Source organism: Cohnella terricola (assembly GCF_007786475.1).
GTDB classification, from domain to species: Bacteria; Bacillota; Bacilli; order Paenibacillales; family Paenibacillaceae; genus Cohnella; species Cohnella terricola.
Genome location: NZ_VNJJ01000004.1, coordinates 232,487 through 256,720, shown reverse-complemented (window position 1 = coordinate 256,720; position 24,234 = coordinate 232,487). Strand labels below are relative to the sequence as shown.

The following is a 24,234-nucleotide window of genomic DNA, read 5'->3' as shown; positions in this document are numbered from 1 at the left end:
ACAAAAGACAGGCTAATGGAAATTGTGTAAAATTAATCAAGATAGTAGCGATTGCATGAAGGGGCATAGCTGATGAGGAAAATAGGAATTTACTCCATTGCGATCATCTGTTTCATCGCTTTATGCTTCTTGGGTTATTATGCCGTTCAAGCACAGAACGGCAATCCAGCGTCGACGGATGAGACTGAAAGTTCCTCAGGTTATCGGTTAGTGCTCATTACGAAAGAATTGGATACGCCTTTCTGGGACAAGGTTGGAGAGGGGGCCATGGCCGCGGCTGCCAGAAATCATGCGAGCATCGAAGTCTGGGGCAGTTATGGGCTCAACGAACAGGATTTTCTGAAAGAAATGGAGATCGCGATCGCTTCGAAGGTCGACGGAATTATCGTGCAAGGCTTGGATACGGCGGAGTTCAAGCAATTGGCAATGTATAAAGCGACGGAGAACGGAATTCCGGTTATTACGGTAGCCAACGATGTGCCGATGAACGAGAGCTTGCGCAAAACATATGTCGGTTCGAATCATTTCGAGGCTGGGCAGATGATCGCCCGCCAGCTACTGTCCGACATGGGCTTTAACGGCAAGGTGGTCCTGCTGACCGAGGATCGGCAGGAGGACTTTCAACGCGCGCGATTAAAAGGTATTCTGGAAGTATTAAACAACTACCCCATGATTCACACCGATATCGTCGATTCCGGCAACTCGCGGGAACAGGTCGTGAAGGCGACGAACAATGTATTAAACAGAATTCCGGACGTCCGTGCCTTCGTGACGACGACGGCCAATAATGCAAGCGCCATCATTCAAGAGATCGAGAAACGCAGGAAGGTCGATAATTACTTAATCTACTCTTTCGACGACAGCCCGGAAACGCAAAAGCTGGTCAAGCAAGGGAAAATAGACGCGATCGTCTCCCAATCCCCGCAAGAGATGGGAGAAATGAGCGTGGATCTCATGATCTCATGGCTTAAAGGGGAACTACTGCCGCTGAGCTCGGACGGTTATTATACGGACATTCGCGTGCTCAAAGCGGAGAAACGCAAATGAACAGCATCCAGAAAAAAATACTCACCTTATCGGCCGTCGTCATTTTCAGCATGGTAGTGATCTGGGTTGTCCTCACTTACTACAATCAGCGAACACAAGAGCAGTACAATGACATTCTGCAAAGATATTTGCGCATGAACGAGGTTACCAACCTCAGCCAGGACATGGTAACGGCGCTGAACAACTATTTGCAAGACCCGACGCCGATGAAGCTTCATGCCTTGAACGACAGCAAGTTGAAGCTGCTTGAATCCAAGCAAAGAATGGCCGAGCTCAGGAACGAGCATAACGTGTTTACGCTGACCAATTACATGAACATGATCGACAGCCTCGTGGGTTCGACCGATCTTTCGATCAATTCTCAGCGTCAGAAGAACAACGAAATGTCTCTGACCCGTTTTGCCGAAGCGACCCGCATTTCCAAGTACATATCCGAGATGACGCTGTCGCTCATAGATAAAGAGTTAAAGACGTACGACACCTTCTACCGTGGCATCATCCAGCAATCCGCGCAGCTTAAGAAGATGGGATTCGTAATTGTCGGATTCATTTCTATCGTTCTGGTGCTATTCGCTTATTGGTTTTCCTTGAGTATTACCCGTCCAATCCAGAAGCTGACGTTCGCGGCGAGAGAGCTGTCCAAGGGCCGGTTCGATCGCAAGATCGAAGTGGTAACGAACGACGAAATTTCGTTCCTTGCCAGGACGTTCGACAGGATGCGGAGCAGCATCAACAACCTCATTTCGGAGATTCAACATAAAGCTCAATTGGAGAGCGAGCTGCAGGAGAGTCGATTGCTCTTGAAAGAAAGCCAGCTGAGGAGCCTCCAAAGCCAGATCAATCCTCATTTTCTATTCAATACGCTGGATACGCTGTCGAAGAAGGCATATTTAGAAGGCGCCCTCGAGACGAGCGATCTTATCGTGAACGTAGCCAGTTTACTTCGATACAACCTGAGAAATATGGATCGTTCGGTCACGCTCAAGGATGAGCTGAACAATCTGCTGCAGTACGTGGAAATCCAGAAGACGAGGTTCGCCGACCGAATGAAATTCGATTTGGAAGTGGACGAGAGCTGCCTGACGATTCCTATTCCCAGCTTGGCGCTTCAGCCGTTAATTGAGAATGCGGTCATCCATGCGGTGGAGCCGATGGAGGACGGGGGGGTGATCGTATTTCGCGCGCTCAAGCACGGCGATTACGTCCAGGTGGAGATCGAAGATAACGGGAGCGGAATCTCCGACGACAAAGTCAAACGGATTCTTGAGGAAGATTCGGAGCAGCCCCAAGATCAGGGCCATTCCACGGGAATCGGGTTCAGCAACGTCGTCCGCAGATTGAGGCTGTTTTACGGCAACGATGACGTCATTCGAATCATTAGCGCGGCGGGGCAGGGAACGAAGGTCATCTTGCAACTTCCGGTAGAAAGGAGAAGTGAAACGGGACATGAAGCTGCTCATCGTGGATGACGAACAGTTGGAGAGAGAGGGGCTCGAGGCGATTATCGGAAGCGGGTTTCCCGAACTTACGATTCTGCAAGCGAAGAATGGAGCAAAGGCGATACAGGCGGTCCATAAGGAGAAGCCGGACCTCGTTCTGATGGATATCAAGATGCCCGGAATGAACGGACTTGAGGCGGTCGAGAAGATCGCCGTCACCTATCCGGCCATCAAATTCATTATGGTGACCGCTTATGATACGTTCGATTTCGCGAGAAAGGCGCTTAAGCTCGGGGTTGTGGATTATTTGCTCAAGCCGAGCAAAGCGAGCGAGATCGTCGAGACGGTCGGCAAAGTGATGAAACGAATCGAGAACGAAACGAGCGAAATGCGCGAGAGAAATCAAGAGAGAGAGACGCTGCAAAGAATGATGCCGGTCGTAGAGGCGGACGTCGTTACACAGCTTCTGTTCGATCACGTCCACGAAGTTCACCTCGACGAAATGCTGGGGATGCTAGGCGGGGATACGACTAAAGAAGTGTACGCGATGCTGATCGTGCTGGGGAAAACGGCGGCGCACGACGTCTTTTATGCAGCGCTTAAAGCAAAGATGAGGGAGCTTAAGAACGGTTGGGTCGGAGCGATGTCGGGAAATCAGATTCCGCTGATCGTATTTCGGGAGAACGGGACGTCCTATCGTTCTCAAGCTTCATCATTCGTCCAGCAAATTATCATGCTGCAGGGCAAAGCCGCCGGAACCGTATGCTTCGTAGGAATCGGCAACCCTTACGAGTCTTTGAGCCATATTCGGCAGTCTTATCAGGAGGCGTTAATTACTTCCGCCGATACTTCACCCCCGTCCAAATACCGGTTCTACGCGGATTTCCCGGCGCTCATCGACGGAAGGAGCAAATATTCCGAGACGCAGCTAGAGAAACTGTTCCTCGAACAAATCCGATTAAGCAGGTGGGACCAAGTCCGGGAATCCGTCATGGAGCTTATTCGCTATTACGAGAAAATGGGCGCCGGCATCATGGAGGCGCAGCAGCGGGGAATCGAGGCGCTCTGGATCGTCTCCAGAGCGATTCTGGAGCTTGGGATCGAGAGCGAGAAACCGTTGCTATCGTTCCAATCGCAGGATTTCCGGCAGTTGCAGTCGGAACTGGAAGGGTTGTTGAACAAGCAATTCGCGGCGATCGAAGCGCATCAGATGAGGTTGGAGCCGGATGTCGTTCAGCGGATCAAGCAATTTATCGTTTCTCATTCCCAAGAGGATATTTCGCTCGAGACGATATCGAAGGAAGTGAACTTAAGCCCCTTTTACATCAGCAAAGTATTCAAGGAGCAATTAGGAATCAATTATATCGATTTTCTAACGGAGTGCCGCATTCAGAAGGCGAAGTCGCTAATGGGGAATCCCGAGCTGTCGCTCAAGGAAATTTCCTTCGAAGTCGGCTACAACGATCCGAATTATTTCAGCAAAGTATTCAAAAGAAGCTGCGGGGTCGCCCCTACGGACTATCGCAAAACGATGCTTAGCAAAAAAATATAGATTAAGACAAAAAGAGACAGATGATTCTGCCTCTTTTTGTTCCATCATGTGCTATAATCTCCTTGATTTTGAAAGGGCTTTCATATAAGCGGCAGGGGGAAAGAGCGATGAAAGTTTCTACAAGATTGATGCTGGGTTTCGGTGTTTTATGTTTGTTTATATTAGGTCTTGGAGTTTTCTCGTTAACGACGATGGGGAACATTAACGTAACGACGAAAAAGATCATCGACAATTGGATGCCTGATGTATCCAAGGCGTATCAAATCAAGACGGAGGCCAACCGGATCTACCAGCTTCAAGGGAAACTCATTCTCGACATCAAGAATACAAGTCTGGAAGAGGAGATCGCCCAGAGGAAAATAACATTGAAGTCGTTGGTTGAGGAATACTTGGCTCAATCGATTTCGGCCAGAGGAAAAGATGCGGCATCCCGGTTTTTCGTGGATTACGAGGGGGCCGAAAGCAATGACAGTCAGATCGTCGAGCAAGCGAAGTCGGGGAACGTCAAAGGGGCCACGCTTCTATACGAAGGCGTCGCAGCCAGACTGTTCGAGGATATCGATCAAGGCTTGAACGAATTAATCGCGATCAGCGAAGCGGAAGCGAACGAGGCAGGGCAATTGAATCAGAAGCAATACGATCGGCAATATCAGATCATCTTGGTGGCTATGGGGATCATCGTGCTTCTGGGAATCGGTTTATCCTTATGGACCGTCCGTTCGATTCTATTTCCCATTCGCACCATCAATAAGATTTTAGAGAACTTGGCCGGATCGCAAGGAGATCTTACCCAACGGATTTCGATTCAATCGGGAGACGAGATCGAAATCATGGCCCGCAACATGAACCAAGTATTAGAAACGGTGGAGGGAATGGTCCTGCACATTCGGGGTTCAACGATGGAGGTGGCCGTTTCCTCCATGCGAATAGAAGATAACTGCAGCCAGCTTACCCATTCGACCGAAGAGATCTCCCTGGCGATAGCCGGGCTTAGCGAGATGTCGACGGAGCAAGCCGAGATGACGTTATCGGCCCGGCAGTTGCTGCAAACGTACTTGTCTACGTTAGGCGAGATGGCGGACAAGGCGCAAGAGACCTATGAATTAGCAAAGGATGCCCAGGAGAATACGGATGAAGGGAACGAGCAGATGGTTGCGCTGCTGGGGCAAATGCGTGTCATTACAGAGCAGAACGATGCCGCCAACCGCTCCCTTGCCCATTTTCAATCGATGCTCGATCGGGTTGGTCAAGTGAACCGTTTCATTAATACGATCTCCGAACAGACCAACATTTTGTCTCTGAATGCGGGAATCGAAGCCGCGAGAGCCGGAGCGCAAGGAAAAGGCTTCGGAGTCATCGCCGACGAAGTGCGGAAGCTGGCCCAAGTGACGAAAGAATCGGCCCAAAGCATCATCGGCTTGCTGGACGGCGTGCAGGACGAAGTAAATGCGTTGTCCGGCCAATTCCAACAAAATACGCTTAATATTCGCGAAGGCAGCAGGCAAATTCGACATCTTACGGATACGTTTCAAGGAATCAAGGAGACGAACGGCAGGGTGATGGAGAATGGAGCTCTCACGAAGGGGGGAGCCCACGAAATGCTCTCCTCGGCGGAGCAAATTGCCGATGTGTTCGAGCAAATCGGCGGTTTGTCGGCCGAGCAAGCGGCGTCCAGCCAGCAAATTTCCGCTTCTATTCAAGATCAGCTAGGGAATACGAATGACATAGAATCGTTTACGAAAGAGTTATCGAAGCAATCGGATCAGCTCAAAAAGCTGGTGGAGAAATTTCATGTTACGGGAGGCACCGTTTAAAAAAATACAGGCGATGGCAAAAGAATACAGAATCCGGCTCATAAACGGCAGGCGGTTGTATGGTAAATTCTGAATGTAAGCATTTACATTTCCGAAAAAGGAGAGAAGTAAATTGAAAAAGAGCTGGACAAAGAGCGGGGTTGTGTTACTCATTCTGGCATTGGTACTGGTAGTTTCTGCGTGTAACAAAAACAATAACTCGAATTCTTCCTCGAATGGGAACTCTAGCCCGGCGAAAGCAGCATCGGGCAAATCCGATGGCAAGATCAAAATCGGCTTCTCGCTGGATACGCTTCAGGAAGAACGCTGGCAGAAGGACCGGGATTTGTTCAAAGCCGCTGCCGAAGCTCTCGGTGCGGAAGTTCAAGTTCAGGCAGCCAACAGCGACGACGCAAAACAAATCGCGCAAGCGGAAAGCTTGATCAGCCAAGGCGTGGACATTCTTGTCGTCGTTCCGCATAATGCCGAAGCGACTGCCGCGATCGTGGAAAAAGCGCATGCGGCAGGCATCAAGGTGCTTGCATACGACCGCTTGATCAAGAATTCCGATCTCGATCTATACGTTTCTTTCGATAACGAAAGAGTCGGTGAAATGCAAGCGACAGCGATCGTGAAGCTGGCTCCGAAAGGAAAATACGTATACATCGGCGGTTCGGAGACAGACAATAACGCTCACTTGTTCAAAAAAGGCGCGTTTAACGTGCTGCAGCCGCTGATCGATAAAGGCGATATCGAGGTTGTTTACGACCAGTTCACGAAGGACTGGAACCCGGCTAACGCGCTGGCGAACATGGAAAACGCATTGACAGCCAACAACAACAAGATTGATGCGGTTGTTGCGGCTAACGACGGTACGGCAGGCGGCGCTATTCAGGCTCTTGCTGCGCAAGGGCTGGCTGGCAAAATTCCGGTATCCGGACAAGATGCCGAATTAGCTGCAGCGCAACGGATCGTTGAAGGCACGCAGACGATGACAGTTTATAAGCCGATCAAGGCAATCGCCGAGAAAGCAGCCGAGCTTGCCGTCAAGATGGCCAAAGGCGAAGACGTAAGTGCGGACAAAACGGTAAACAACGGCAAGATCGACGTTCCTTCTATCTTGCTGGATCCTATCTCCGTTGATAAATCGAATATCGATTCTACGGTAATCGCCGACGGATTCCACTCCAAAGATGACGTCTACAAAAACAAAAAATAACTGATTCCAAGGAGCAGGGAAAGCGGTAAAATACACATTTTGCTCGCTTTCCCTTTCTCCGTCGCGAGGTGAGGAAACCGATGACCATTGCGTTAGAGATGAGGAACATCACGAAAGAATTCCCGGGCGTCAAAGCGCTCAATAACGTGACGATTCAGGTCAAGCAGGGTGAGGTCCATGCGTTGTGCGGCGAGAACGGCGCGGGCAAGTCGACCTTGATGAAGGTGCTTAGCGGTCTATATCCGAGCGGAACGTACGAAGGTCAAATCCTGATTAACGGCGTCGAGCGGCATTTTCATAAAATCAAAGAGGCGGAAGAAGCGGGCATCGCCATTATCTATCAGGAGTTGGCGCTCGCCAAAGATCTGTCGATCGGCGAAAACTTATTTCTGGGCAAGGAACCCGCGAAGTTCGGAATCATTAATTGGGAGCAAGTATACAAGGAAAGCGAGAAATGGCTTCACGAAGTCGGCCTGAACGCTAGTCCGGAGCTGCCCACGGGATCGCTCGGAATCGGGAAACAGCAACAGGTGGAGATCGCCAAAGCGTTATCCAAGAACGCGAACATATTGATCTTGGACGAACCGACGGCCGCATTGACAGAGCAAGAGGTCGAAATCCTGCTTGGGATATTGCAAGAGTTCAAGAAACGCGGCGTGACCTGTATTTATATTTCGCACAAATTAAACGAAGTGTTCGCCATCGCGGATTCGATTACCGTATTGCGCGACGGAATGACGGTTGGAACTTTCGCGACGCCGGACATTACGGAAGATCAGGTTATTTCCTTGATGGTGGGCCGGGAGCTGAAAGAGCGGTTTCCCAGAGTCGAATCAAATCCGGGCGAAGTCGTATTGAAGGTGACCAATTACACGGTAATGAACCCCGACATCCCAGGCAAAAAAGTGGTAGACGATATTTCTTTCGAGGTCAGGAAAGGCGAAATATTCGGGATTGCCGGATTGATGGGCGCGGGCCGGACGGAGCTTGTCATGAGCTTGTTCGGATCGTATTCGGGTGCCCGAACGGGTTCCGTAGAGATCGAAGGGAAACCGGTTAAGATCAACAATACGCGGCAAGCGATCCGGGAAGGACTTGCACTCGTATCCGAGGATCGCAAGAAATACGGGCTTGTGCTCGGCATGGACATTAAAAGCAACGTGACCATGGCCAGCCTGAAGTCGATATCGGCCGGCGGAGTCATTAACCATAACCAAGAAATCGCAAGCGGCAACGAATATATCCAGTCATTGAAGATCAAGGCCAATTCGGTGGAAACGATAACCGGGACGCTGAGCGGCGGCAATCAACAGAAGGTCGTCCTTGGGAAGTGGCTGATGACTGCCCCCAAAATCCTGATTCTGGACGAACCGACCCGGGGGATCGACGTCGGAGCCAAATTCGAAATCTACGGCATTATGAATGAGCTGATTCGCCAAGGCGTATCCATCATTATGGTATCCTCCGAGCTTCCCGAGTTGCTTGGCATGAGCCATCGGATCATGGTGATTGCCGAAGGCAAACGGATGGCAGAGTTCAAGGCGGAAGAAGCGACGCAAGAATTGATTATGACAGCGGCTACGGGAGGAAGCGACAAATGAGCGCAAACAGCGACTTGGCATTAGATAAAGGGAATCGCGAGCCTAAATTCAACTGGTTCAAAATTGATGTAAGAGCTTATACGATGATTGCGGCGTTATTTTCCATCTGGGTCTTATTTTCATTGCTGCACGAACGGTTCTTGTCCGCGACGAACCTGTCCAATCTGTTCCTCCAAATGTCGGCGACGGCGATTATGGCGATCGGCATGGTGCTTGTTATCGTAGCCGGCCATATCGATTTGTCCGTTGGCTCGTTGGTCGGATTGACGGGCGGAATCGCGGCGATGTTGAATGTATGGTACGATTGGCCAACGGTTCCCGTCATTCTGGCGACGGTTGCGATCGGAGCGGCGATCGGTTTCGTTCAAGGATGGATCATCGCCTATAGGGCCGTTCCGGCATTTATCGTTACGCTAGGCGGCATGTTGATGTTTAGAGGAATCTTGTTCGGCACTTCGGGAAGCGTCACGATCGCTCCGCTGTCCCCTTCGCTCAAGACGGTAGGCCAAGCCTATATCGCGGATCTGATTGGTTGGATTATCGGCATTGTGGCGCTGGCGTTCGCCGCTTATCTCGCGATTAGAAAACGGAATGCCAGAGCTCGTTACGGTTTTCCTGTAGAACCGCTTGCCGTGAGCTTTCTGCGCATCACCGTGATGGGAATCCTTATTCTCGGTTTCGTTTATTTGATGAACAGCTATAAAGGAATTCCGGTTCCGTTCATTATGGTCGTCGTGCTCGCGTTCGTCTTTACCTTTATCGCGAAGAACACGACGTTCGGCCGGCAAGTGTATGCGATCGGGGGTAATCCGGAGGCAGCCAGACTGTCGGGGATCAATATCAAACGCCGCGTGCTGACCGTATTCGTGCTCTCCAATACACTTGCAGCCATTGCGGCCCTCGTATTAACTGCACGCCTGAACGCGGCCACGATGAGCTCGGGACAGAACGCCGAGCTGGACGCGATCGCCGCTTGCGTCATCGGCGGCACAAGCCTGATGGGCGGCTCGGGTACGATTATCGGTGCGGTAATCGGAGCGCTCGTCATGGCCAGCCTCGACAACGGCATGAGCTTGATGAACATGGAATCGTTCTGGCAGTATATCGTCAAAGGCGCGATTCTTATTCTAGCGGTGTACGTGGATATTTACAGCAGGCAGAGAAAGAAGCAGGCTTAATTTGTTGTGGGAGCTGTAACGGTCTGCGGGACCGTTACAGAGTTGGTGGAATAGTTTTCGGGGTCTGTAACGGTCTGCGGGACCGTAACAGAGTCGGTGGAATAGTTTTCGGGGTCTGTAACGGTCTGCGGGACCGGTACAGTGCTCATGGATGAGGTTTTGATGGCTGTAACGGTCTGCGGGACCGTAACAGAGTTGGTGGACGAGTTTTCGAGGCCTGTAACGGTCTGCGAGACCGTAACAGTACTCATGGATGAGGTTTTGATGGCTGTAACGGTCTGCGAGACCGTAACAGTTCCCATGAATGAGGCTATTGTTAGGTATACAAAAAAACCGTTTATTCGTAAAGTGGGGCAGCAGCCGCCGGTTACGAAATAAACGGTTTTTTGTTGTATTCAGAGAGGGCTACGGACTTGCGGACAAACCCAGGCATGATCCCGGCACTCGTCTAATATAGATAAGATGAGAAGTTGCGCCGGGACACCGGTCAGCGCGGAAAGGGTGAGAGTCATGCTCCATATCGTCGCCTGCATCAAGCAGGTGCCGGATACGAAAATCATCAAGATGAACCCCAAGACGAATACGATGGATCGCTCAAGCGCGCCCGCAATTCTGAATCCGTACGATGCGCACGCAGTGGAGGAGGCGGTCCGGCTGCGCGCCCGTTACGGCGGAGTCGTATCCGTGCTGACGATGGGTCCCCCGCCGGCCGTAAAGGCGATCCGCAAATGTATTGAGATCGGGGCCGACGAAGGGTACATGATTACGGATAGGGCGTTCGCCGGAGCGGATACGCTGGCGACGAGCTACGCGCTAACGAAAGCGCTAGAGAAGATCGCGGAGATTCTCCCGATCGACCTGATCGTCTGCGGGAAAATGACAATCGACGGAGACACGGGCCAAGTCGGACCGGGGATCGCCCGCAGATTGGATATCCCGCCGCTGACGTCCGTGATCAAAGTTGCGGAGATCAATCCGGATGAGCGTTACGCGATCGTTCACCGCAAGTTGGAGGACGGGTACGAAGTCATTCGTTCGACGCTGCCATGCCTGCTCTCCGTGGAGAAAGACATCAACGAAGTCCCGTACTCCACGCTGCCGAACATGCTCCGCGCCGCCCGTTACGAGCCGCATATTTGGTCGGTCGGGGATCTGAAGGACATCGACAGGACGCAGCTCGGTCTGAAAGGCTCGCCGACGATCGTCAGTTCCGTATGGGCGCCTCAGAAGCCGCAAGGCGGAGCTATGCTGGAAGGCAAGCCTGACGCCCAAGTAAGCCAGCTGCTGGATGTTCTGCTGACGCGCAAAGAGCTGTTCGAAGCCGCATCGGGAGGTGGCGTTTCTTGAATTTCGAAGATTATCGCGGAGTATGGGTGTTTCTCGAAGAAAAGAACGGCGCCGTCGCTCCGGTATCGCTGGAGCTGCTGGGCGCGGGCAAGCAGTTGGCGGATAAGAGGAAGACGGAGCTTGCGGGCGTGTTGATCGGCGAGAACGTCGGCTGTCTGGCTCAGACGGCGTTCGAATACGGGGCGGATAAAGTCTATTTGTACGATGATCCGATTTATCGATTTTACCGAACGGAGACATACATGCAGGCGATGCTAGCTTGCGTGGAGAAGCATAAGCCCGAAATTCTGCTTTACGGAGCGACCTCCACAGGGAAGGATCTGGCCAGCGCGGTCGCGACCGATCTGCCGACCGGTCTTACCGCGGACACGACGCAGCTAGACGTCGAGGAGGATACGGGGCTGCTGTTGGCCAGCAGGCCGGCGTTCGGCGGCAACATCATGGCGACGATTCTGTGCAAGAAATATCGTCCGCAGATGGCTACCGTACGTCCTAAGGTGATGAAGGCGCTCCTTCGCGAGGAAGGCGCTTCCGGCGTTGTCGTCGAGGAGTCCATTCCGATCCGGGAAGAGGACATCCGCACGAAAGTGCTGGAGATCGTCCGTTCCACGGCCAAGCACGTCCGCATCGACGAGGCCGATATTATCGTCGCGGGGGGCAAAGGGCTCGGCGGGCCGGCGGGCTTTCAAGTCGTACACGAGTTAGCGGAGACGCTAGGCGCTGCCGTAGGAGCGAGCAGGGACGTAGTCGAAGCCGGTTGGATCGGCCACCATCACCAGGTCGGTCAGACAGGGGTGACGGTGACGCCCAAAATTTATTTTGCCATCGGCATTTCGGGAGCGATTCAGCACATCGTCGGCATGCAGAACTCGGGTCTGATCATCGCGATCAATAAAGATCCCGCCGCCCCGATCTTTCAAGCTTGCCACTACGGTATTGTAGGGGATGCGATGACGATCGTTCCGATGCTGACCGAAGCATTCAAATCCGTATTGGAGAGAAAGGAAGAGGCCGATGCCGGAAAAGTTTGACGCGATCATCGTCGGAGCGGGGCCGGCGGGGACGGCATGCGCTTACGAGCTGGCGAAAGCCGGCGTGAACGTGCTGCTGATCGAGAGAGGCGAGTATCCCGGATCGAAAAACGTCATGGGCGGCGTGCTGTACCGCAAGATGATGGAGGAGATCGTGCCGGACTTCCACAAGGAAGCTCCGATCGAACGCCCGATCGTGGAGCAGCGCTTCATGATGATGGACAAATCGTCTGCGATCACGTTCTCTTACAAGGGGATGGAGTGGGCGACGGAACCGTATAACAACTTCACCGTATTGCGCGCGAAGTTCGATCAATGGTTCGCAGCCAAAGCGGTCGAGCGGGGAGCATTGTTGCTGAACGAAACGGTCGTGCTTGAATGCATCGTCGAAGACGGCAAAGTCGTCGGGGTGCGTACCGATCGGCCGGACGGAGAACTGCGCGCCGACGTGGTCGTGCTTGCGGACGGGGTGAACTCTCTGCTCGCCAAGTCGCTCGGCTTCCACAAGGAATTCCGTCCGGACGAAGTCGCACTGGCGACGATGGAAATTCTGAAACTCGACAAGAAGACGATCGAGGACAGATTTAACCTCGAGGAAGGCCAAGGATGCACGATCGAGCTGTTCGGGGACGCGACCAAAGGCATTCTCGGCACGGGGTTTCTCTACACGAACAAAGAAACGCTTAGCATCGGCGTAGGAACGTTACTCTCGGGACTCATCAAGCATAAGATAAAGCCTTACGAGCTGATGGAGTACGTGAAGACGCATCCGATGATCCGCCCTTACATCCAGGGAGCGGAGCCGCAGGAGTACTTGGCGCATCTCATTCCCGAAGGCGGCTACCGATCGATGCCGAAGGTCGTCGGCGCGGGAGTGCTCGTCGTCGGCGATGCGGCGCAGCTCGTGAACGCGATTCACCGCGAAGGCTCCAACATGGCGATGACTTCAGGAAGATTGGCCGCAGAGACGATCGTCGCAGCGAGGGAGCGCGGGGACTTCTCCGAGGCGGGGCTTGACGGTTATCGTCAGCAATTAATGGGCAGCTTCGTCGGGCAGGATCTGAAGAAATACAAAGACGCGACGCATCACTTCGATAAGTTCCCGCAATATTTCGAGCAGTACATTCCGATGATGAACCGCGCCGCGAGCCAGATGCTGACCGTGGACGGCACGCCCAAGCGGGAGAAGCAGAAGAAAATATGGCGGGACATCGGACCGGCGAAATCGAAATTCAAAATGGCCCGCGACATCTACCGGGCATGGAAGGTGATGAAGTAATGGGCGAAGCGCAGACGGCGGCCGGAGCCAAGGCGACAAGCATTGAGGAGAAGCAGTATCTGCTAAGATTCAACGCCGATACGCAATCCCATCTGCACGTCATGGACGCGGATGTATGTTTGACGAGTTGTCCGGACAAAATTTGCACCATATTTTGCCCGGCGGAAGTATATAAATGGGAAGAGGTCCGCATGCACGTCGGTTACGAAGGCTGTCATGAATGCGGGAGCTGCCGCATCGGCTGTCCGCATCAGAACATCAAGTGGGTGTATCCGAAGGGTGGACACGGCATCGTATTTCGACTCGGATGACAAGGTGGGACGAGAGATGAAGGTTGGCGATCACGTCGTCTACGTACAGGACGGCACGAAGGGCGTCATTCTCGAAATTCACGGCAACCTGTACCACATCATTTGGGAGGACCATTTCAGCAGTTGGGAGCTTGGAGAGAGGCTGAAGAAGATGGAAGCGCATTCTTGACCGATAGTTCCGGACGAAAAGGACCGTGCCTCTAAGAGGGAGCGGTTCTTTTTGACGTAAGGATGGACGTAACGGACCGTGCCCCCTATACTAATCTCTAATAGGGAAAATATCCTATTTGACAACATAGTGGTGGAGGATGAGTAATTCGTGCATTGCAGCAGTGCGGTTATCAGAATCAAGAGGCTAAGTTTTGCGTGAAGTGCGGCGCGAATCTGGGAAGTTCGACTGCCCAGTCGACAACCCAGTCCAACGTGCAGCTTCAGAAGGCCAAACAACTTAGCAAGATGTACTTCTCGTATTTCGGTGAGGTACTGAAGAATCCCGTCAGAACGGGACAAGCGTCGACAGCCGATCATATGACGAACGGCCTGATCACGATGATTCTATTCTCGCTCGTATTGCCGTTGATCTTTTATTTTCAAATCAAGGCAAGCGCGAGAAAATACGGCGGTTTCTTAATCGACCATTTGGACGTTCCGTTCGGTTCCGTCGTCGTCAAACCGTTTTTCTTTCTAATATTGATCGTTTTGATGGTCAACTCTATCGTTTTTCTTGTTCTGAAAATGGGGAACGTCACTGTCCGTTACCAGGAGATCACGGCCAGATTCGGCACGTTCATGATTCCGTCGGTGACGTTCCTGGTCGTCGGATTGCTGTTCACATGGCTAGGTATTGGCGGGGGAGCGCTAGGATGGGTTATTGGCGTCGGTTTATTTTCCTGGTTCGTGGCCATATGCTTTACGATCTATAGCTTCAAGAGAGATCATACGAGCGGATTAGATGCTTACTATGCCGTCGTCATAACGTATGCGGCTTCGATCCTGATTCTCTATTTATTCGGCGACAGCATTTTAGGCAGCCTTCTGAAAGATCTTATGCGTCTATAAATTCGAATCGGCATGACGAAGACAGGTGAATGGAATGACAGAAATCTATTATTGCAAGGAATGCGGAACGAGAATGGAAGGCGGATACGACTTCTGCCCGGAATGCGGTTCGACCGTTGCCGAGTCGCAAGTTTCCCCCACGCAAGGGGATAACGTCCAGAGGCGGCGGGAGCCGCCGCAGAAGAACGCCTCCGCAATGTCGATAAAAGCGAAGATTGCCGTCGCCGGGGCGCTGGTTATCGTACTATTGGCGGCAGGCGCCTATTTCCTGGGCAAATATTTGTCGGATGAACAGAGGCTGTTGAATCGGTTCGAGCAGACGATCGAGGACGGCAAACCGGACAAGCTTCTAGAGATGCTCGCGGCTTCCAACGGGAATATGCCGGTCGACCGGCATACGGCGGAAGGCATCGCGAACTATCTCAAGACGGACAAGGAAGCGATGCTGGCGCTGCTGATTCGGCTTCGCGGCGAGGCCGAGCAACTTCGGACAGATGGCTCGCAATCGTTCGAGAACGACAAAGACGCCGCGTTCGTCTATCTTCACAAGAAGGAGACGAAGCGCTGGTTCATCTTCGACGATTACGAGTTGAAGCTCAAACGCTACATGGTTCCGGTTAGCGCGAATTACGAGGATACGAGAATCTTCGTAGACGGCCGGGAAGCGGGAACGATACGGGCACAAGGCGACATGATCGAGCTGGGGCCGTTTCTGCCAGGCGAGTATTCTTTCAAAGCGGTTTACGAAGGTGAATATACGACTTTGGAAAAAGAATTCCCGATCAAGCTGTTTCCAATCGGCAACGATGCGGATCGAGTAGAACTCGCGTTGGAGGGGGATTACGTCGATGTCTACGCCGACAACAGCTACGCGCATATTTTCATCAATGGCAAAGATATCGAACTGGCCGTGGGTGACGGTCAGCATATTGGCCCGATCGCGCTCGACGGATCCAACAAAATGCAAGTCGAAGTCGAGTATCCTTGGGGAACGGCGAAAAGCGAAGAGCTCCCGATCGACGGAAACGTTCTGGAGTTCAATATCCCGAGGTTAAGCGATACCGTACAGAAAGACGTCATGGATGCGACCTACGATTTCGTGAACGGTTGGATGCAGGCGTTCCGGGACCGCGATGTCCGTTCGCTGCGGCATGTTCATCCGGATCGGACGAGAGATTTGGCCGAAATATTCGCCGATATGAGAGCGAACGACGAATTTTACGTCGGGGATCTGCACCGGGTGACGTTCGATTTGGACAGCTTCGGATTGAACCAGTACGCCGAAACGGATTATGTGGTATCCGTCAAAGTCAGAGTCGAATATAGCGAAGCATTCTACTACAGCGCATTCGAGGAGACAGCCGTGCCGGTCGAAGGCGTGAACGACAACGAGTATCGGCTGCAGTACCAAAACGGCCAATGGCTTGTCACCGGTTGGTCGGTCGCTAACGATGTCGGGATGGCTCACACGAAAATATACGAGTAATCCCGGAACCCCGAGGCCTCGCCGCTTCGGGGTTTTGTCGAATGCCGAATGCTGCCGCGAGGAAAGGACATATGTCCTTTTGCTTCGGGAATACTGCAATTACAATGAGTTCAGGCAAAGGCCGGCAATCATGGGATCGCTAACGTTCATGACAGGGTGGTCGAATATGAGGAAAATCAAGGACCCGTCGCTTATGCGCGGATTAATGGATTTACACGGGCTGAGCGGTGCGTTCGGCAAAAAAACGGAAGAGGTCATGGAACTATACGCTTTCGACAAAGGCGAGATCATATACGCCATCGGCGAACGTATCGATCACCTGTTCATGCTGGTGAAAGGGAAAGCCAAAATCTATCGCGTGCTTCCGAACGGGAAGTCGATTCTGCTGCGGTTCAACAACCCGCTAAGCTTGATCGGAGATGTGGAGATGCTCGGAGACCATGACGTCGTCAGTATGGTGGAATCCGTCAACGAATCGATCTTTATCGGCATTAAACGGCAAGACCTGGCGGAGACGGCTTACGAAGATCCCGCTTTTCTCAGGTTCATCATTAAACATCTGGCTCAAAAGCTGCATACGAATTCCTCCGTAGCGAGCCTGAACATTCTCTACCCGGCGGAAACCCGGTTCGCGAGTTATTTGCTGTCCATTACGATGGATGACAACGACAGGGCGCGGATCGAGGAGATCAAATCCTCGAAGCTGACCGAGATCGCCGAACTGCTTGGGACCAGCTATCGGCATTTGAACCGAGTGATCGCCAAGTTTGTCTCTGCAGGGTGGGTCGAGCGTTCGCGGGGATCGTTGTACGTGAAAGATATCGAGGCTTTGAAACGACTTGCGAGCGGCAATTCGTACAATTAATGTCGCGCTGAATCCGGGAGCCGCGGCTAATCCATACGAAACACCTGGAACTGCTTGCGGAATTCACCCGGCGTGTAAGAGGTCTGTCGTTTGAACAGACGCGTGAAATAATTGTTGTCCTGAAAGCCGCATTGCTCCCGGATTTTCGTCAAAGAAAGATCCGAATGGGTCAGCAGGCGTTTCGCCCGGTCGATCTGCAAGCGATGCCGGTATTGCAGCGGACTCATTTCCGAATAATGCTTCAAGCACCGGGCCAAATAATCGAAATGATAGTGCAGATCGCGTTCCATCTCCGCTGAGTTGAAAGGAAGCTCCAGTCGACTCGCCAAGTAGGAGGCTACCCTCTCGCCAATGAAATAGGAGCGGGCTTGCGGGCTGCTCTTCTTCATTCCGTTCTGGAGCTGTGTCAGCAATTGACCGAACAAAAGCTGCAACTCGAAAGAGCTGTAGGGAGTTAATACGCCGTGCAACCTCAGCATCTCTTTCAGGAGCGGTACGAGCGTGCGCATGTCTACCGAGGCGAACTTGGGGATGTCGATCATCGCCGCAGGGGGTTCCGTATCTTGATTCGTCGCTTTAAGCAACGGCTCCTGCCAGTTGCTTTTTTCCTTTAATATCGGTTCGGAAAGCCGTGGGTATTGAAAAATAATCCAGTATACTTCGGTTTCCTCTTCCGTCGGACGGAAGCCGCGATGCGTTTTTCCGGGTTCCAGCACAAGCATCATACCTTCCCGGATGTCGTATTGCACCCCGTCCTCTTCCATAAATAATGTCCCTTTTGTGCAAAATATCATATCGAACACATGGAAATTTCGTTCGGTGTGTACTATGCCGGACGGCCAGAGAATGTACCCGACTGTAGCTAGCAGCGGATATGGCGGAACTTGCAGCTCGAGCACGAGCATGAACTCGCCTCCTCTCAAGGATGTAGAAATTGTACTATAGGAGGTCGCTATTGTCAGCTGTTAATAGCATTCAAATCAGGTAACATTATTATACTTTCGCTTACTCGTCCAGTTCGGGTACTAAAGGATAACGGAAGGATGAATCGAATGAACACTATTCGCGCAGCCGTGTTCTACGGCAAACACAACATCGTAACGACCGAATGGACGACAACGGAGCTTCAGCCGGATGAAGTCCGCATCAAGGTGAAAGGTTGCGGAATATGCGGTACGGACCAGCATATTTATCATGGTTATTCCGGTTCGGCGGAAGTGACCCCGCCTGTTGTACTTGGACACGAATTGGCCGGAGAGGTTGAGGAAATCGGCATTGCGGTGACCCGCTTAAAGCCGGGGGATCGGGTATCGATCGATCCGAATATCTACTGCGGAAAATGCGACTACTGCCGCGCCGGTACGCCGAATCTCTGTAATCATTTGCAAGCGATCGGCGTAACGAGAGACGGGGGTATGGGCGAATATTGTATGGTTCCCGAAGCCAACTGTTATCTCATACCGGACGAGATGAGCGACGTGGAAGCCGCTCTTGTCGAGCCGCTGGGATGCGTGCTTCACGGCTTTAAGAAAATCGATATCCGCCCCAACCACACGGTTCTTATTATCGGCGGCGGATTTATTGGGCAGCTATTCTTGCAGCTCGTTCGGAGCCAGGGTGCTAAACATATAATTGTAAGCGAGCCTGTTGCGGAGAAACATGAGCTGTTGAAAAAGCTTGGTGCAGACGAAGTCATTCGACCCCATGCAGAAGCGGCGCCTCAACAGCTTGCCGGATTTGCCGATGTTGTAATAGAGTGTGTCGGACGTAAGGAGTCCATGGAGTTTGCCGTATCCGGAGCGAGGAAGGGCGGCCAGATCCTCCTGTTCGGAGTATCATCCCCGGAGACGACGATGACGATATCCCCTTTTGAGATTTTCACGAAGGAACTGACAATTAAAGGTTCATTTATTAATCCGTCTACGCATGAAGACGCGATCGCTTTAATTCAAAGGAAAATCGTGAAGGTGGAGGAGTCGGTCAGCCACCGATTTAAGCTGGATGAAGTGCCGCAGATCATGCACGATTACCCGAAAATGAATGTAACTAAAGGCGTTATCCAATATTGAGACTGTTCGTGACAGCTCCCCCTACAGTAGACTGATATACCTTCTACCGTAGGGGGAGCTTTTTCATTTTCGCGGCAGAATCCGAATGTATAACGAATTTTATTTCGATATATCATACATGATGTAGTATAATTAAAAAAAGTTTTCATTGGAGAGGAAAAGATATGACGGAAAAGAATGATAAGAAATTGAGCCGATACGTTCTTACAGATGAGCTATACGACATACTAAAGCAACAAATTCTGTCCCACAGGATGGCGGCCGGCGATAAAATAAATATCGATCGCTTGTCTCGGGAGCTTGGCGTAAGTAATATTCCGATTAGAGAATCCTTGTCCCGTCTGGCTTCGGAAGGTTTCGTAACGCTAATTCCGTTTAAGGGGATGTACGTTGCCGAAATGAGCTTGAAGGACATCGACGAAATTTTTGAGATTCGAAGTCAACTCGAAAATTTATCGATACGAAAAGCGATCGCGCATATTCCGCCTCATCGACTTGAGACTGTTCTTGAGGACCTTCTATCCCACGAACCGGGGGGAGGAGAAACAGAACGGGAAGCCAGAATTTTTAAGATGAATGGCGACTTGCACGGCACAATTCTACATTATGCGAAGAACGAGAATTTGAAGGACATGGTGACAACCGTGATTCAGCGCATTCATCGCTATTTGAATGATACGCGTTGCAACATTGATGTGGAAGCCGAAAAAATCGAGCACGAATTCATTGTCCGTGCGCTTCTTAAGCGCGATACCGAACAGGCGGCAGAGGCCATGCGCAACCATTTAAAGAACGCTCATGAAAGACTTCGTGTCAATTTTGAGAAATAAAAAGGGGTCTAAGCGAATCAGATAGAAAAGCTCGAGCAAGCTTATTTACATCAAAAATCATGTATGATAATATGAAAATCGTACATGATATTGTAAGTGTTTTAATATGAGGATGGGGGGAGCACAAATGCCAATTACCTCCTTGAAAGTAGCTTTAATAGACGGTCCTATGTATGGGCCACTCTATCGAAGCCTTGAGGTATTCGAACAAAGCACAGGGATTACTGTTAACGTCGCATTCAAAGGTACGCATCCGGAGTTGAACGCTTTGTTAAAGGGAGCGTTCGAAGCGAAAGAGTGTCCTTTCGATCTTGTTTCTACCCATTCGAAGTATGCGCCTTCACAGGCGGAGAACCTTCTATCGTTAGACCCTTATTTCGACGAGAGCGCTCTGGCTGATTTCGCTCCGAGTATTGTCGAACTTTGCCGGGTTGGGAGCGAGTTGAAGAGCATTCCACGAAACTTTGACGCCAGATTGATGGTGTACCGAACGGATCGCCTTGCCGAACTGGGCATCGGCGTACCCGAAACCTGGGAACAACTGGGCGAAGCGTCCCGCCGGGCTAAAGCAGCGGGCTATACCGGATTGGTATACCCGGGCAAGGGATCGGGACTGTTCGGCACTTTCTTCGAACTGCTGTCCAGTGAGGACGGCAAGCTGTTCGACGAGCGTCTGCAACCGGCGTTCAACAGTGCAGCCGGCCTTGCGGCGGTACAGCGGCTGAGGGACTGGTATAAGGAAGGATTAACTCCTGAAGGACTGCCGGAGATGGAGTACGACGAGGTATCGACCAACTTCCGCGAAGGGGACAGCACGTTCGTCACGGATTGGCCGGGCTATTTCAGCCTGTACACCGATCCTGCGTTTCCGTTGGCCGGGCGCTTCGACTTGGCCTTAACGCCGGCGGGCTCGCAGGGCAGACGCGCCGTCTACTGCGGCAGTCATTCGTTCGCAGTTCTTGCTGGAACGCAGCATCCGGAACAAGCTGTGCAGTTGCTGCATCATCTGACCTCTCACGAGAGCCAGCTCATCGATGCGAACCACGGTCATGTGCCAGTCAGAACGTCGGTCATGGACAAGCTGAAAATAGCGGCGGCAGAGGATTCATTGGAAGCGCGCAGGTTGTCTCTATTGGAAGAAACGATTCGTACGAGCGTGGTCATTCCTCCGAAGTTCCCGGAATATCCGCTCACGGAAGATATTATCTGGCAGACCTTTCAAAGCGCAATCGTCGGTCGTCTCGAGCCGCAGGAGGCGCTGGATAAGGCGGCCTTCGAAATCGGCAAAGTAGTTGAAGCTTACAGGTAAACGATTTTGGATGAGGAGGTCGGCGGATCTATGATGCTGGAAGATCAGGTGTGCATCATAACGGGCGGAGGTTCAGGTATCGGCGAAGTCGCAGCGGAGCGATTCGCGGAGGAAGGCGCTAGCGTCATCATCGTGGATATCGACGAAGCGGGCGGTCAGCGGGTAGCGGACAGCATCTCGTCCAAGCCGGGTAGAAGGCAGGCCTATGCGATCAAGGCGGATGTGTCATCGGAGCAGGATGTGCAAAGAGCTGTCGCTGAAGTCGAAGAGCGCTTCGGTCGTATCGACATCCTATTCAATAATGCGGCGACCATCTTGCCGAAGGAATTGGAAGATGTAACGGTAGACGAATGGACCCGGGTTATTAATATCAACCTCAAAAGCGTATTTCTGATGATCAAGGCGTGCATCCCTGCGCTTCGCAAGTCGCAAGGGAACATCGTCAATATGGCTTCGTTGAACGGTCTCATCGGTCAGAAGCAAAATGCGGTATACGCTTCGACGAAGGGCGCCATCGTAGCGCTTACGAAAGCGTTAGCACTCGATTATGCGCCGGACGGCGTCAGGGTAAATTGTCTGTGCCCTGCCGGAGTCATGACGCCGCTCTTGGAGAAGTGGAGGCTTGAGCAGGACGATCCGGAGGAGACAACTCGCCTTCTTAATGATATGCATCCGCTTGGCCGGCCCGCCGATTCCGAGGAAATCGCCGATGCTGCGTTATTCCTAGCTTCGCGCGGCTCGCGGTTCGTTACAGGCGTGGCGCTGCCGGTTGACGGCGGAGCTTCTCTTGGATATTAATTTCACCATTATAACTCGAAGGATGATGACTCTATGAAAATTACAAAAGCGGAAAGCTTCATTTTGCATGTCCCGATCACTCCTCCGATTACCGACGCCATTAACGTGGCCACGCATTGGGGAGTCACCGGCGTTCGCATCGAAACAGACGAAGGCATTGTCGGCTACGGCTATACCGGCACGACGGCTAAAGGCGATGAAATGATCGCCGACACGATCGATCGTTATTATGCGCCAGCGCTTATCGGTAAAAATCCGTATAACGTCAAACAAATTTGGGACGAGCTCCGCTTCGGTCCGATGCACTGGATCGGACGCTCCGGCATTGCGCATATGGCGCTTGCAGCCGTCGACATCGCATTGTGGGACATTATGTCCAAGGCGGCCGGAAAACCGCTGTGGCAATACTTAGGCGGACACAAGCCGGATAAGATCAAAGCCTACAATACGAACGGCGGCTGGCTGAACTGGAGCAAGGACCAATTGATTAAAGATATCACCGGGATTCTGGACCAAGGCTTCACGGCAGTCAAGATGAAAGTCGGCAAGCCGGATCCGCGGGAGGACTTCGATCGGGTGCAGGCCGTCCGGCGTGCAATCGGCGATGATGTCGGTCTGATGATCGACGTCAACCAGCAATGGAACATTACGACCGCCATGACTTGGGGCAAGAAGCTGGAGCAGTTCGATTTGATCTGGCTGGAGGAACCGCTAAATCCGGACGACATCTCGGGACACCGCAAGCTTGCGGATGAACTGAACGTTCCTATCGCGCTTGGAGAGCATGTGTACAATAAGTACGCTTTCCGGGACTATATCACGCAAGGAGCCGTCGAGTATGTGCAGGTGGACGTTACTCGGGTAGCCGGAATTACCGAATGGCTGCAGGTTGCAGGCCTTGCTGCTGCTCACGATCTTCCTGTGTGTCCTCACGTCGGGGATATGGGTCAAATTCATCAGCATCTTGTGGCTGCTACGCAGAACGCGATTATGCTGGAATACATCCCTTGGATCAAGCACATTTTCGAAGAACCAATTAACGTAGTCAATGGCTTCTATACGCTACCGCAACAGCCGGGCGCTTCGACGACGATTATCCCTCGCTATTTTGAAGAATATCGGGTCAGGTAATCAGGTCCATCGATAATAGGCCACGAATAGCAGAGCAACTATGACGTAGTTGTTGTAGTTGCTCTGTTTGGCATAACATCCGTATAATGGGGGGGAACTGAAATGAGATTACGCAACAAAACGGTGATCATCACCGGGGCCGGCTCCGGAATCGGCAAAAGCACGGCGCTATTGTTCGCCCGTGAAGGGGCGACCGTGATCGTTAACGATCTTCAAGAGCCTGCCGGCGAGCAGACGGTTAAGGAAATCCGGGATGCCGGCGGCATCGGCCACTTCATCCAGGCCGACGTAACCGACGTGCAGTCGGTTCAAGCGATGGTGGACAAGGCTTTGAATCTTGTCGGCCACATTGACGTGCTGTTCAACAACGCAGGCATTAGCGGAGTCGGCGCGATACACGAGATTGAGCCCGAGCAATGGGACAAGGTCATCAACGTGAATATCCGCGGCGTGTTCTTGCCTACCAAGTACGTGGTGCCTCATATGATGGAACGCAAATCGGGCAGCATTATTCATATGTCCTCTTGTATTGCCGAGATCGGATTGGCGAGAAGAGCTTCTTACGCGGCGACCAAAGGGGCGGTGCTTGCCCTAACAAAGTCCATGCAAGTGGATTATGCGCCTTATAATATTCGAGTCAACGCCTTGTTGCCGGGAACGATTCTAACCCCCTTCGTGGAAAACTATCTTAAAACCTCCTATGCCGACCCTGAGGAAGCTAAGCGTTCGTTGAAATCCAGACAGCTCAGCAATGACCTTGGAAGCCCGGAAGACGTTGCGAATGCGGCCTTGTTTCTCGCTTCCGATGATTCCAAGTTCATGATGGGATCACCTCTCTACATCGACGGGGGAGTCACGTTCGGCAAGAACGCATAACAAAAGGGAGTGAA

General features: G+C 52.1%; 23 protein-coding genes. 22 read left to right on the top strand and 1 reads right to left on the bottom strand.

Translation table 11 applies throughout. From position 1 onward, the window contains the following. Window positions 1–72 precede the first annotated feature (72 nt). The 16 genes from FPZ45_RS09120 (at window position 73) to FPZ45_RS09050 (ending at window position 17,207) form a co-directional block, all read left to right on the top strand. Complete coding sequence (locus FPZ45_RS09120) at window positions 73–1,047, top strand: substrate-binding domain-containing protein (protein WP_144700490.1); 975 nt, start codon at window positions 73–75, stop codon at window positions 1,045–1,047. Beyond that, window positions 1,044–2,516 (top strand): sensor histidine kinase, encoded by a 1,473-nt coding sequence (locus FPZ45_RS09115; RefSeq protein WP_144700488.1) that lies wholly within the window; start codon window positions 1,044–1,046, stop codon window positions 2,514–2,516. The genes FPZ45_RS09120 and FPZ45_RS09115 overlap by 4 nt, the downstream gene beginning before the upstream one ends. Then, entirely contained in the window at window positions 2,494–4,038 is a 1,545-nt protein-coding gene (locus tag FPZ45_RS09110; protein ID WP_144700486.1) for a response regulator, read from the top strand. Before FPZ45_RS09115 ends, FPZ45_RS09110 begins: the two co-directional genes overlap by 23 nt. 107 nt (window positions 4,039–4,145) lie before the next feature. Then, complete coding sequence (locus FPZ45_RS09105) at window positions 4,146–5,852, top strand: methyl-accepting chemotaxis protein (protein WP_186438308.1); 1,707 nt, start codon at window positions 4,146–4,148, stop codon at window positions 5,850–5,852. A gap of 112 nt (window positions 5,853–5,964) precedes the next feature. Beyond that, window positions 5,965–7,050, top strand: a complete 1,086-nt coding sequence (xylF, locus tag FPZ45_RS09100; RefSeq protein WP_186438307.1) for a D-xylose ABC transporter substrate-binding protein — start codon at window positions 5,965–5,967, stop codon at window positions 7,048–7,050. Window positions 7,051–7,130: 80 nt separating this feature from the next. Next, window positions 7,131–8,651, top strand: coding sequence for a xylose ABC transporter ATP-binding protein (locus tag FPZ45_RS09095; protein WP_144700482.1), 1,521 nt, complete (start codon window positions 7,131–7,133; stop codon window positions 8,649–8,651). Then, complete coding sequence (locus FPZ45_RS09090) at window positions 8,648–9,829, top strand: sugar ABC transporter permease (protein WP_144700480.1); 1,182 nt, start codon at window positions 8,648–8,650, stop codon at window positions 9,827–9,829. The genes FPZ45_RS09095 and FPZ45_RS09090 overlap by 4 nt, the downstream gene beginning before the upstream one ends. 162 nt (window positions 9,830–9,991) lie before the next feature. After that, entirely contained in the window at window positions 9,992–10,207 is a 216-nt protein-coding gene (locus FPZ45_RS09085) for a hypothetical protein (protein ID WP_144700477.1), read from the top strand. A 132-nt stretch (window positions 10,208–10,339) separates the two neighbouring features. After that, window positions 10,340–11,176 (top strand): electron transfer flavoprotein subunit beta/FixA family protein, encoded by an 837-nt coding sequence (locus FPZ45_RS09080; RefSeq protein WP_144700475.1) that lies wholly within the window; start codon window positions 10,340–10,342, stop codon window positions 11,174–11,176. Further along, a complete protein-coding gene (locus FPZ45_RS09075; protein ID WP_144700473.1) occupies window positions 11,173–12,207 on the top strand; it encodes an electron transfer flavoprotein subunit alpha/FixB family protein in 1,035 nt (344 codons plus the stop codon). Before FPZ45_RS09080 ends, FPZ45_RS09075 begins: the two co-directional genes overlap by 4 nt. Continuing rightward, window positions 12,191–13,486, top strand: coding sequence for an FAD-dependent oxidoreductase (locus FPZ45_RS09070; RefSeq protein ID WP_144700471.1), 1,296 nt, complete (start codon window positions 12,191–12,193; stop codon window positions 13,484–13,486). Before FPZ45_RS09075 ends, FPZ45_RS09070 begins: the two co-directional genes overlap by 17 nt. Beyond that, window positions 13,468–13,797: a ferredoxin family protein gene (locus FPZ45_RS09065; RefSeq protein ID WP_144700812.1), complete on the top strand. Its 330-nt coding sequence runs from the start codon at window positions 13,468–13,470 to the stop codon at window positions 13,795–13,797. Before FPZ45_RS09070 ends, FPZ45_RS09065 begins: the two co-directional genes overlap by 19 nt. A gap of 16 nt (window positions 13,798–13,813) precedes the next feature. Continuing rightward, complete coding sequence (locus tag FPZ45_RS25275) at window positions 13,814–13,966, top strand: hypothetical protein (protein WP_186438306.1); 153 nt, start codon at window positions 13,814–13,816, stop codon at window positions 13,964–13,966. Between the two features lie 197 nt (window positions 13,967–14,163). Then, the gene (locus FPZ45_RS09060; protein ID WP_144700469.1) at window positions 14,164–14,856 is read left to right on the top strand and encodes a hypothetical protein; all 693 of its coding nucleotides are present in this window, start codon (window positions 14,164–14,166) and stop codon (window positions 14,854–14,856) included. A 34-nt stretch (window positions 14,857–14,890) separates the two neighbouring features. After that, window positions 14,891–16,342, top strand: coding sequence for a zinc ribbon domain-containing protein (locus FPZ45_RS09055; protein ID WP_144700467.1), 1,452 nt, complete (start codon window positions 14,891–14,893; stop codon window positions 16,340–16,342). Window positions 16,343–16,508: 166 nt separating this feature from the next. Beyond that, on the top strand, window positions 16,509–17,207 hold the full coding sequence (locus tag FPZ45_RS09050) for a Crp/Fnr family transcriptional regulator (RefSeq protein ID WP_186438305.1): 699 nt from the start codon (window positions 16,509–16,511) through the stop codon (window positions 17,205–17,207). 26 nt (window positions 17,208–17,233) lie between these two features. Here FPZ45_RS09050 and FPZ45_RS09045 read toward each other — a convergent pair whose 3' ends face one another. After that, complete coding sequence (locus FPZ45_RS09045; RefSeq protein ID WP_144700463.1) at window positions 17,234–18,112, bottom strand: helix-turn-helix domain-containing protein; 879 nt, start codon at window positions 18,110–18,112, stop codon at window positions 17,234–17,236. 147 nt (window positions 18,113–18,259) lie between these two features. On the opposite strand from FPZ45_RS09045, the gene FPZ45_RS09040 reads away from it, so the two are divergent. The 6 genes from FPZ45_RS09040 to FPZ45_RS09015 all read left to right on the top strand — a co-directional run bounded on the left by FPZ45_RS09040 (window position 18,260) and on the right by FPZ45_RS09015 (window position 24,220). Next, on the top strand, window positions 18,260–19,276 hold the full coding sequence (locus FPZ45_RS09040; protein ID WP_144700461.1) for a zinc-dependent alcohol dehydrogenase family protein: 1,017 nt from the start codon (window positions 18,260–18,262) through the stop codon (window positions 19,274–19,276). A 164-nt stretch (window positions 19,277–19,440) separates the two neighbouring features. Further along, complete coding sequence (locus FPZ45_RS09035) at window positions 19,441–20,106, top strand: GntR family transcriptional regulator (RefSeq protein WP_144700459.1); 666 nt, start codon at window positions 19,441–19,443, stop codon at window positions 20,104–20,106. Between the two features lie 127 nt (window positions 20,107–20,233). After that, window positions 20,234–21,415, top strand: coding sequence for an extracellular solute-binding protein (locus FPZ45_RS09030; protein WP_186438304.1), 1,182 nt, complete (start codon window positions 20,234–20,236; stop codon window positions 21,413–21,415). 30 nt (window positions 21,416–21,445) lie between these two features. Beyond that, entirely contained in the window at window positions 21,446–22,213 is a 768-nt protein-coding gene (locus FPZ45_RS09025) for an SDR family NAD(P)-dependent oxidoreductase (protein ID WP_144700455.1), read from the top strand. Between the two features lie 33 nt (window positions 22,214–22,246). Further along, a complete protein-coding gene (locus FPZ45_RS09020) occupies window positions 22,247–23,344 on the top strand; it encodes a mandelate racemase/muconate lactonizing enzyme family protein (RefSeq protein ID WP_144700453.1) in 1,098 nt (365 codons plus the stop codon). Window positions 23,345–23,446: 102 nt separating this feature from the next. Beyond that, complete coding sequence (locus tag FPZ45_RS09015) at window positions 23,447–24,220, top strand: SDR family NAD(P)-dependent oxidoreductase (RefSeq protein ID WP_144700451.1); 774 nt, start codon at window positions 23,447–23,449, stop codon at window positions 24,218–24,220. The last annotated feature ends 14 nt before the right edge of the window (window positions 24,221–24,234 follow it).

Coding starts and splice junctions, on each gene's coding strand:
- FPZ45_RS09055 (WP_144700467.1), top strand. CDS start 14,891: ATGACAGAAATCTATTATTGCAAGGAATGCGGAACGAGAATGGAAGGC.
- FPZ45_RS09020 (WP_144700453.1), top strand. CDS start 22,247: ATGAAAATTACAAAAGCGGAAAGCTTCATTTTGCATGTCCCGATCACT.
- FPZ45_RS09030 (WP_186438304.1), top strand. CDS start 20,234: ATGCCAATTACCTCCTTGAAAGTAGCTTTAATAGACGGTCCTATGTAT.
- FPZ45_RS09050 (WP_186438305.1), top strand. CDS start 16,509: ATGAGGAAAATCAAGGACCCGTCGCTTATGCGCGGATTAATGGATTTA.
- FPZ45_RS09115 (WP_144700488.1), top strand. CDS start 1,044: ATGAACAGCATCCAGAAAAAAATACTCACCTTATCGGCCGTCGTCATT.
- FPZ45_RS09040 (WP_144700461.1), top strand. CDS start 18,260: ATGAACACTATTCGCGCAGCCGTGTTCTACGGCAAACACAACATCGTA.
- FPZ45_RS09095 (WP_144700482.1), top strand. CDS start 7,131: ATGACCATTGCGTTAGAGATGAGGAACATCACGAAAGAATTCCCGGGC.
- FPZ45_RS09025 (WP_144700455.1), top strand. CDS start 21,446: ATGATGCTGGAAGATCAGGTGTGCATCATAACGGGCGGAGGTTCAGGT.
- FPZ45_RS25275 (WP_186438306.1), top strand. CDS start 13,814: ATGAAGGTTGGCGATCACGTCGTCTACGTACAGGACGGCACGAAGGGC.
- FPZ45_RS09090 (WP_144700480.1), top strand. CDS start 8,648: ATGAGCGCAAACAGCGACTTGGCATTAGATAAAGGGAATCGCGAGCCT.
- FPZ45_RS09035 (WP_144700459.1), top strand. CDS start 19,441: ATGACGGAAAAGAATGATAAGAAATTGAGCCGATACGTTCTTACAGAT.
- FPZ45_RS09015 (WP_144700451.1), top strand. CDS start 23,447: ATGAGATTACGCAACAAAACGGTGATCATCACCGGGGCCGGCTCCGGA.
- FPZ45_RS09085 (WP_144700477.1), top strand. CDS start 9,992: ATGGCTGTAACGGTCTGCGGGACCGTAACAGAGTTGGTGGACGAGTTT.
- FPZ45_RS09120 (WP_144700490.1), top strand. CDS start 73: ATGAGGAAAATAGGAATTTACTCCATTGCGATCATCTGTTTCATCGCT.
- FPZ45_RS09110 (WP_144700486.1), top strand. CDS start 2,494: ATGAAGCTGCTCATCGTGGATGACGAACAGTTGGAGAGAGAGGGGCTC.
- FPZ45_RS09065 (WP_144700812.1), top strand. CDS start 13,468: ATGGAAGGTGATGAAGTAATGGGCGAAGCGCAGACGGCGGCCGGAGCC.
- FPZ45_RS09045 (WP_144700463.1), bottom strand. CDS start 18,112: ATGCTCGTGCTCGAGCTGCAAGTTCCGCCATATCCGCTGCTAGCTACA.
- FPZ45_RS09105 (WP_186438308.1), top strand. CDS start 4,146: ATGAAAGTTTCTACAAGATTGATGCTGGGTTTCGGTGTTTTATGTTTG.
- FPZ45_RS09070 (WP_144700471.1), top strand. CDS start 12,191: ATGCCGGAAAAGTTTGACGCGATCATCGTCGGAGCGGGGCCGGCGGGG.
- FPZ45_RS09080 (WP_144700475.1), top strand. CDS start 10,340: ATGCTCCATATCGTCGCCTGCATCAAGCAGGTGCCGGATACGAAAATC.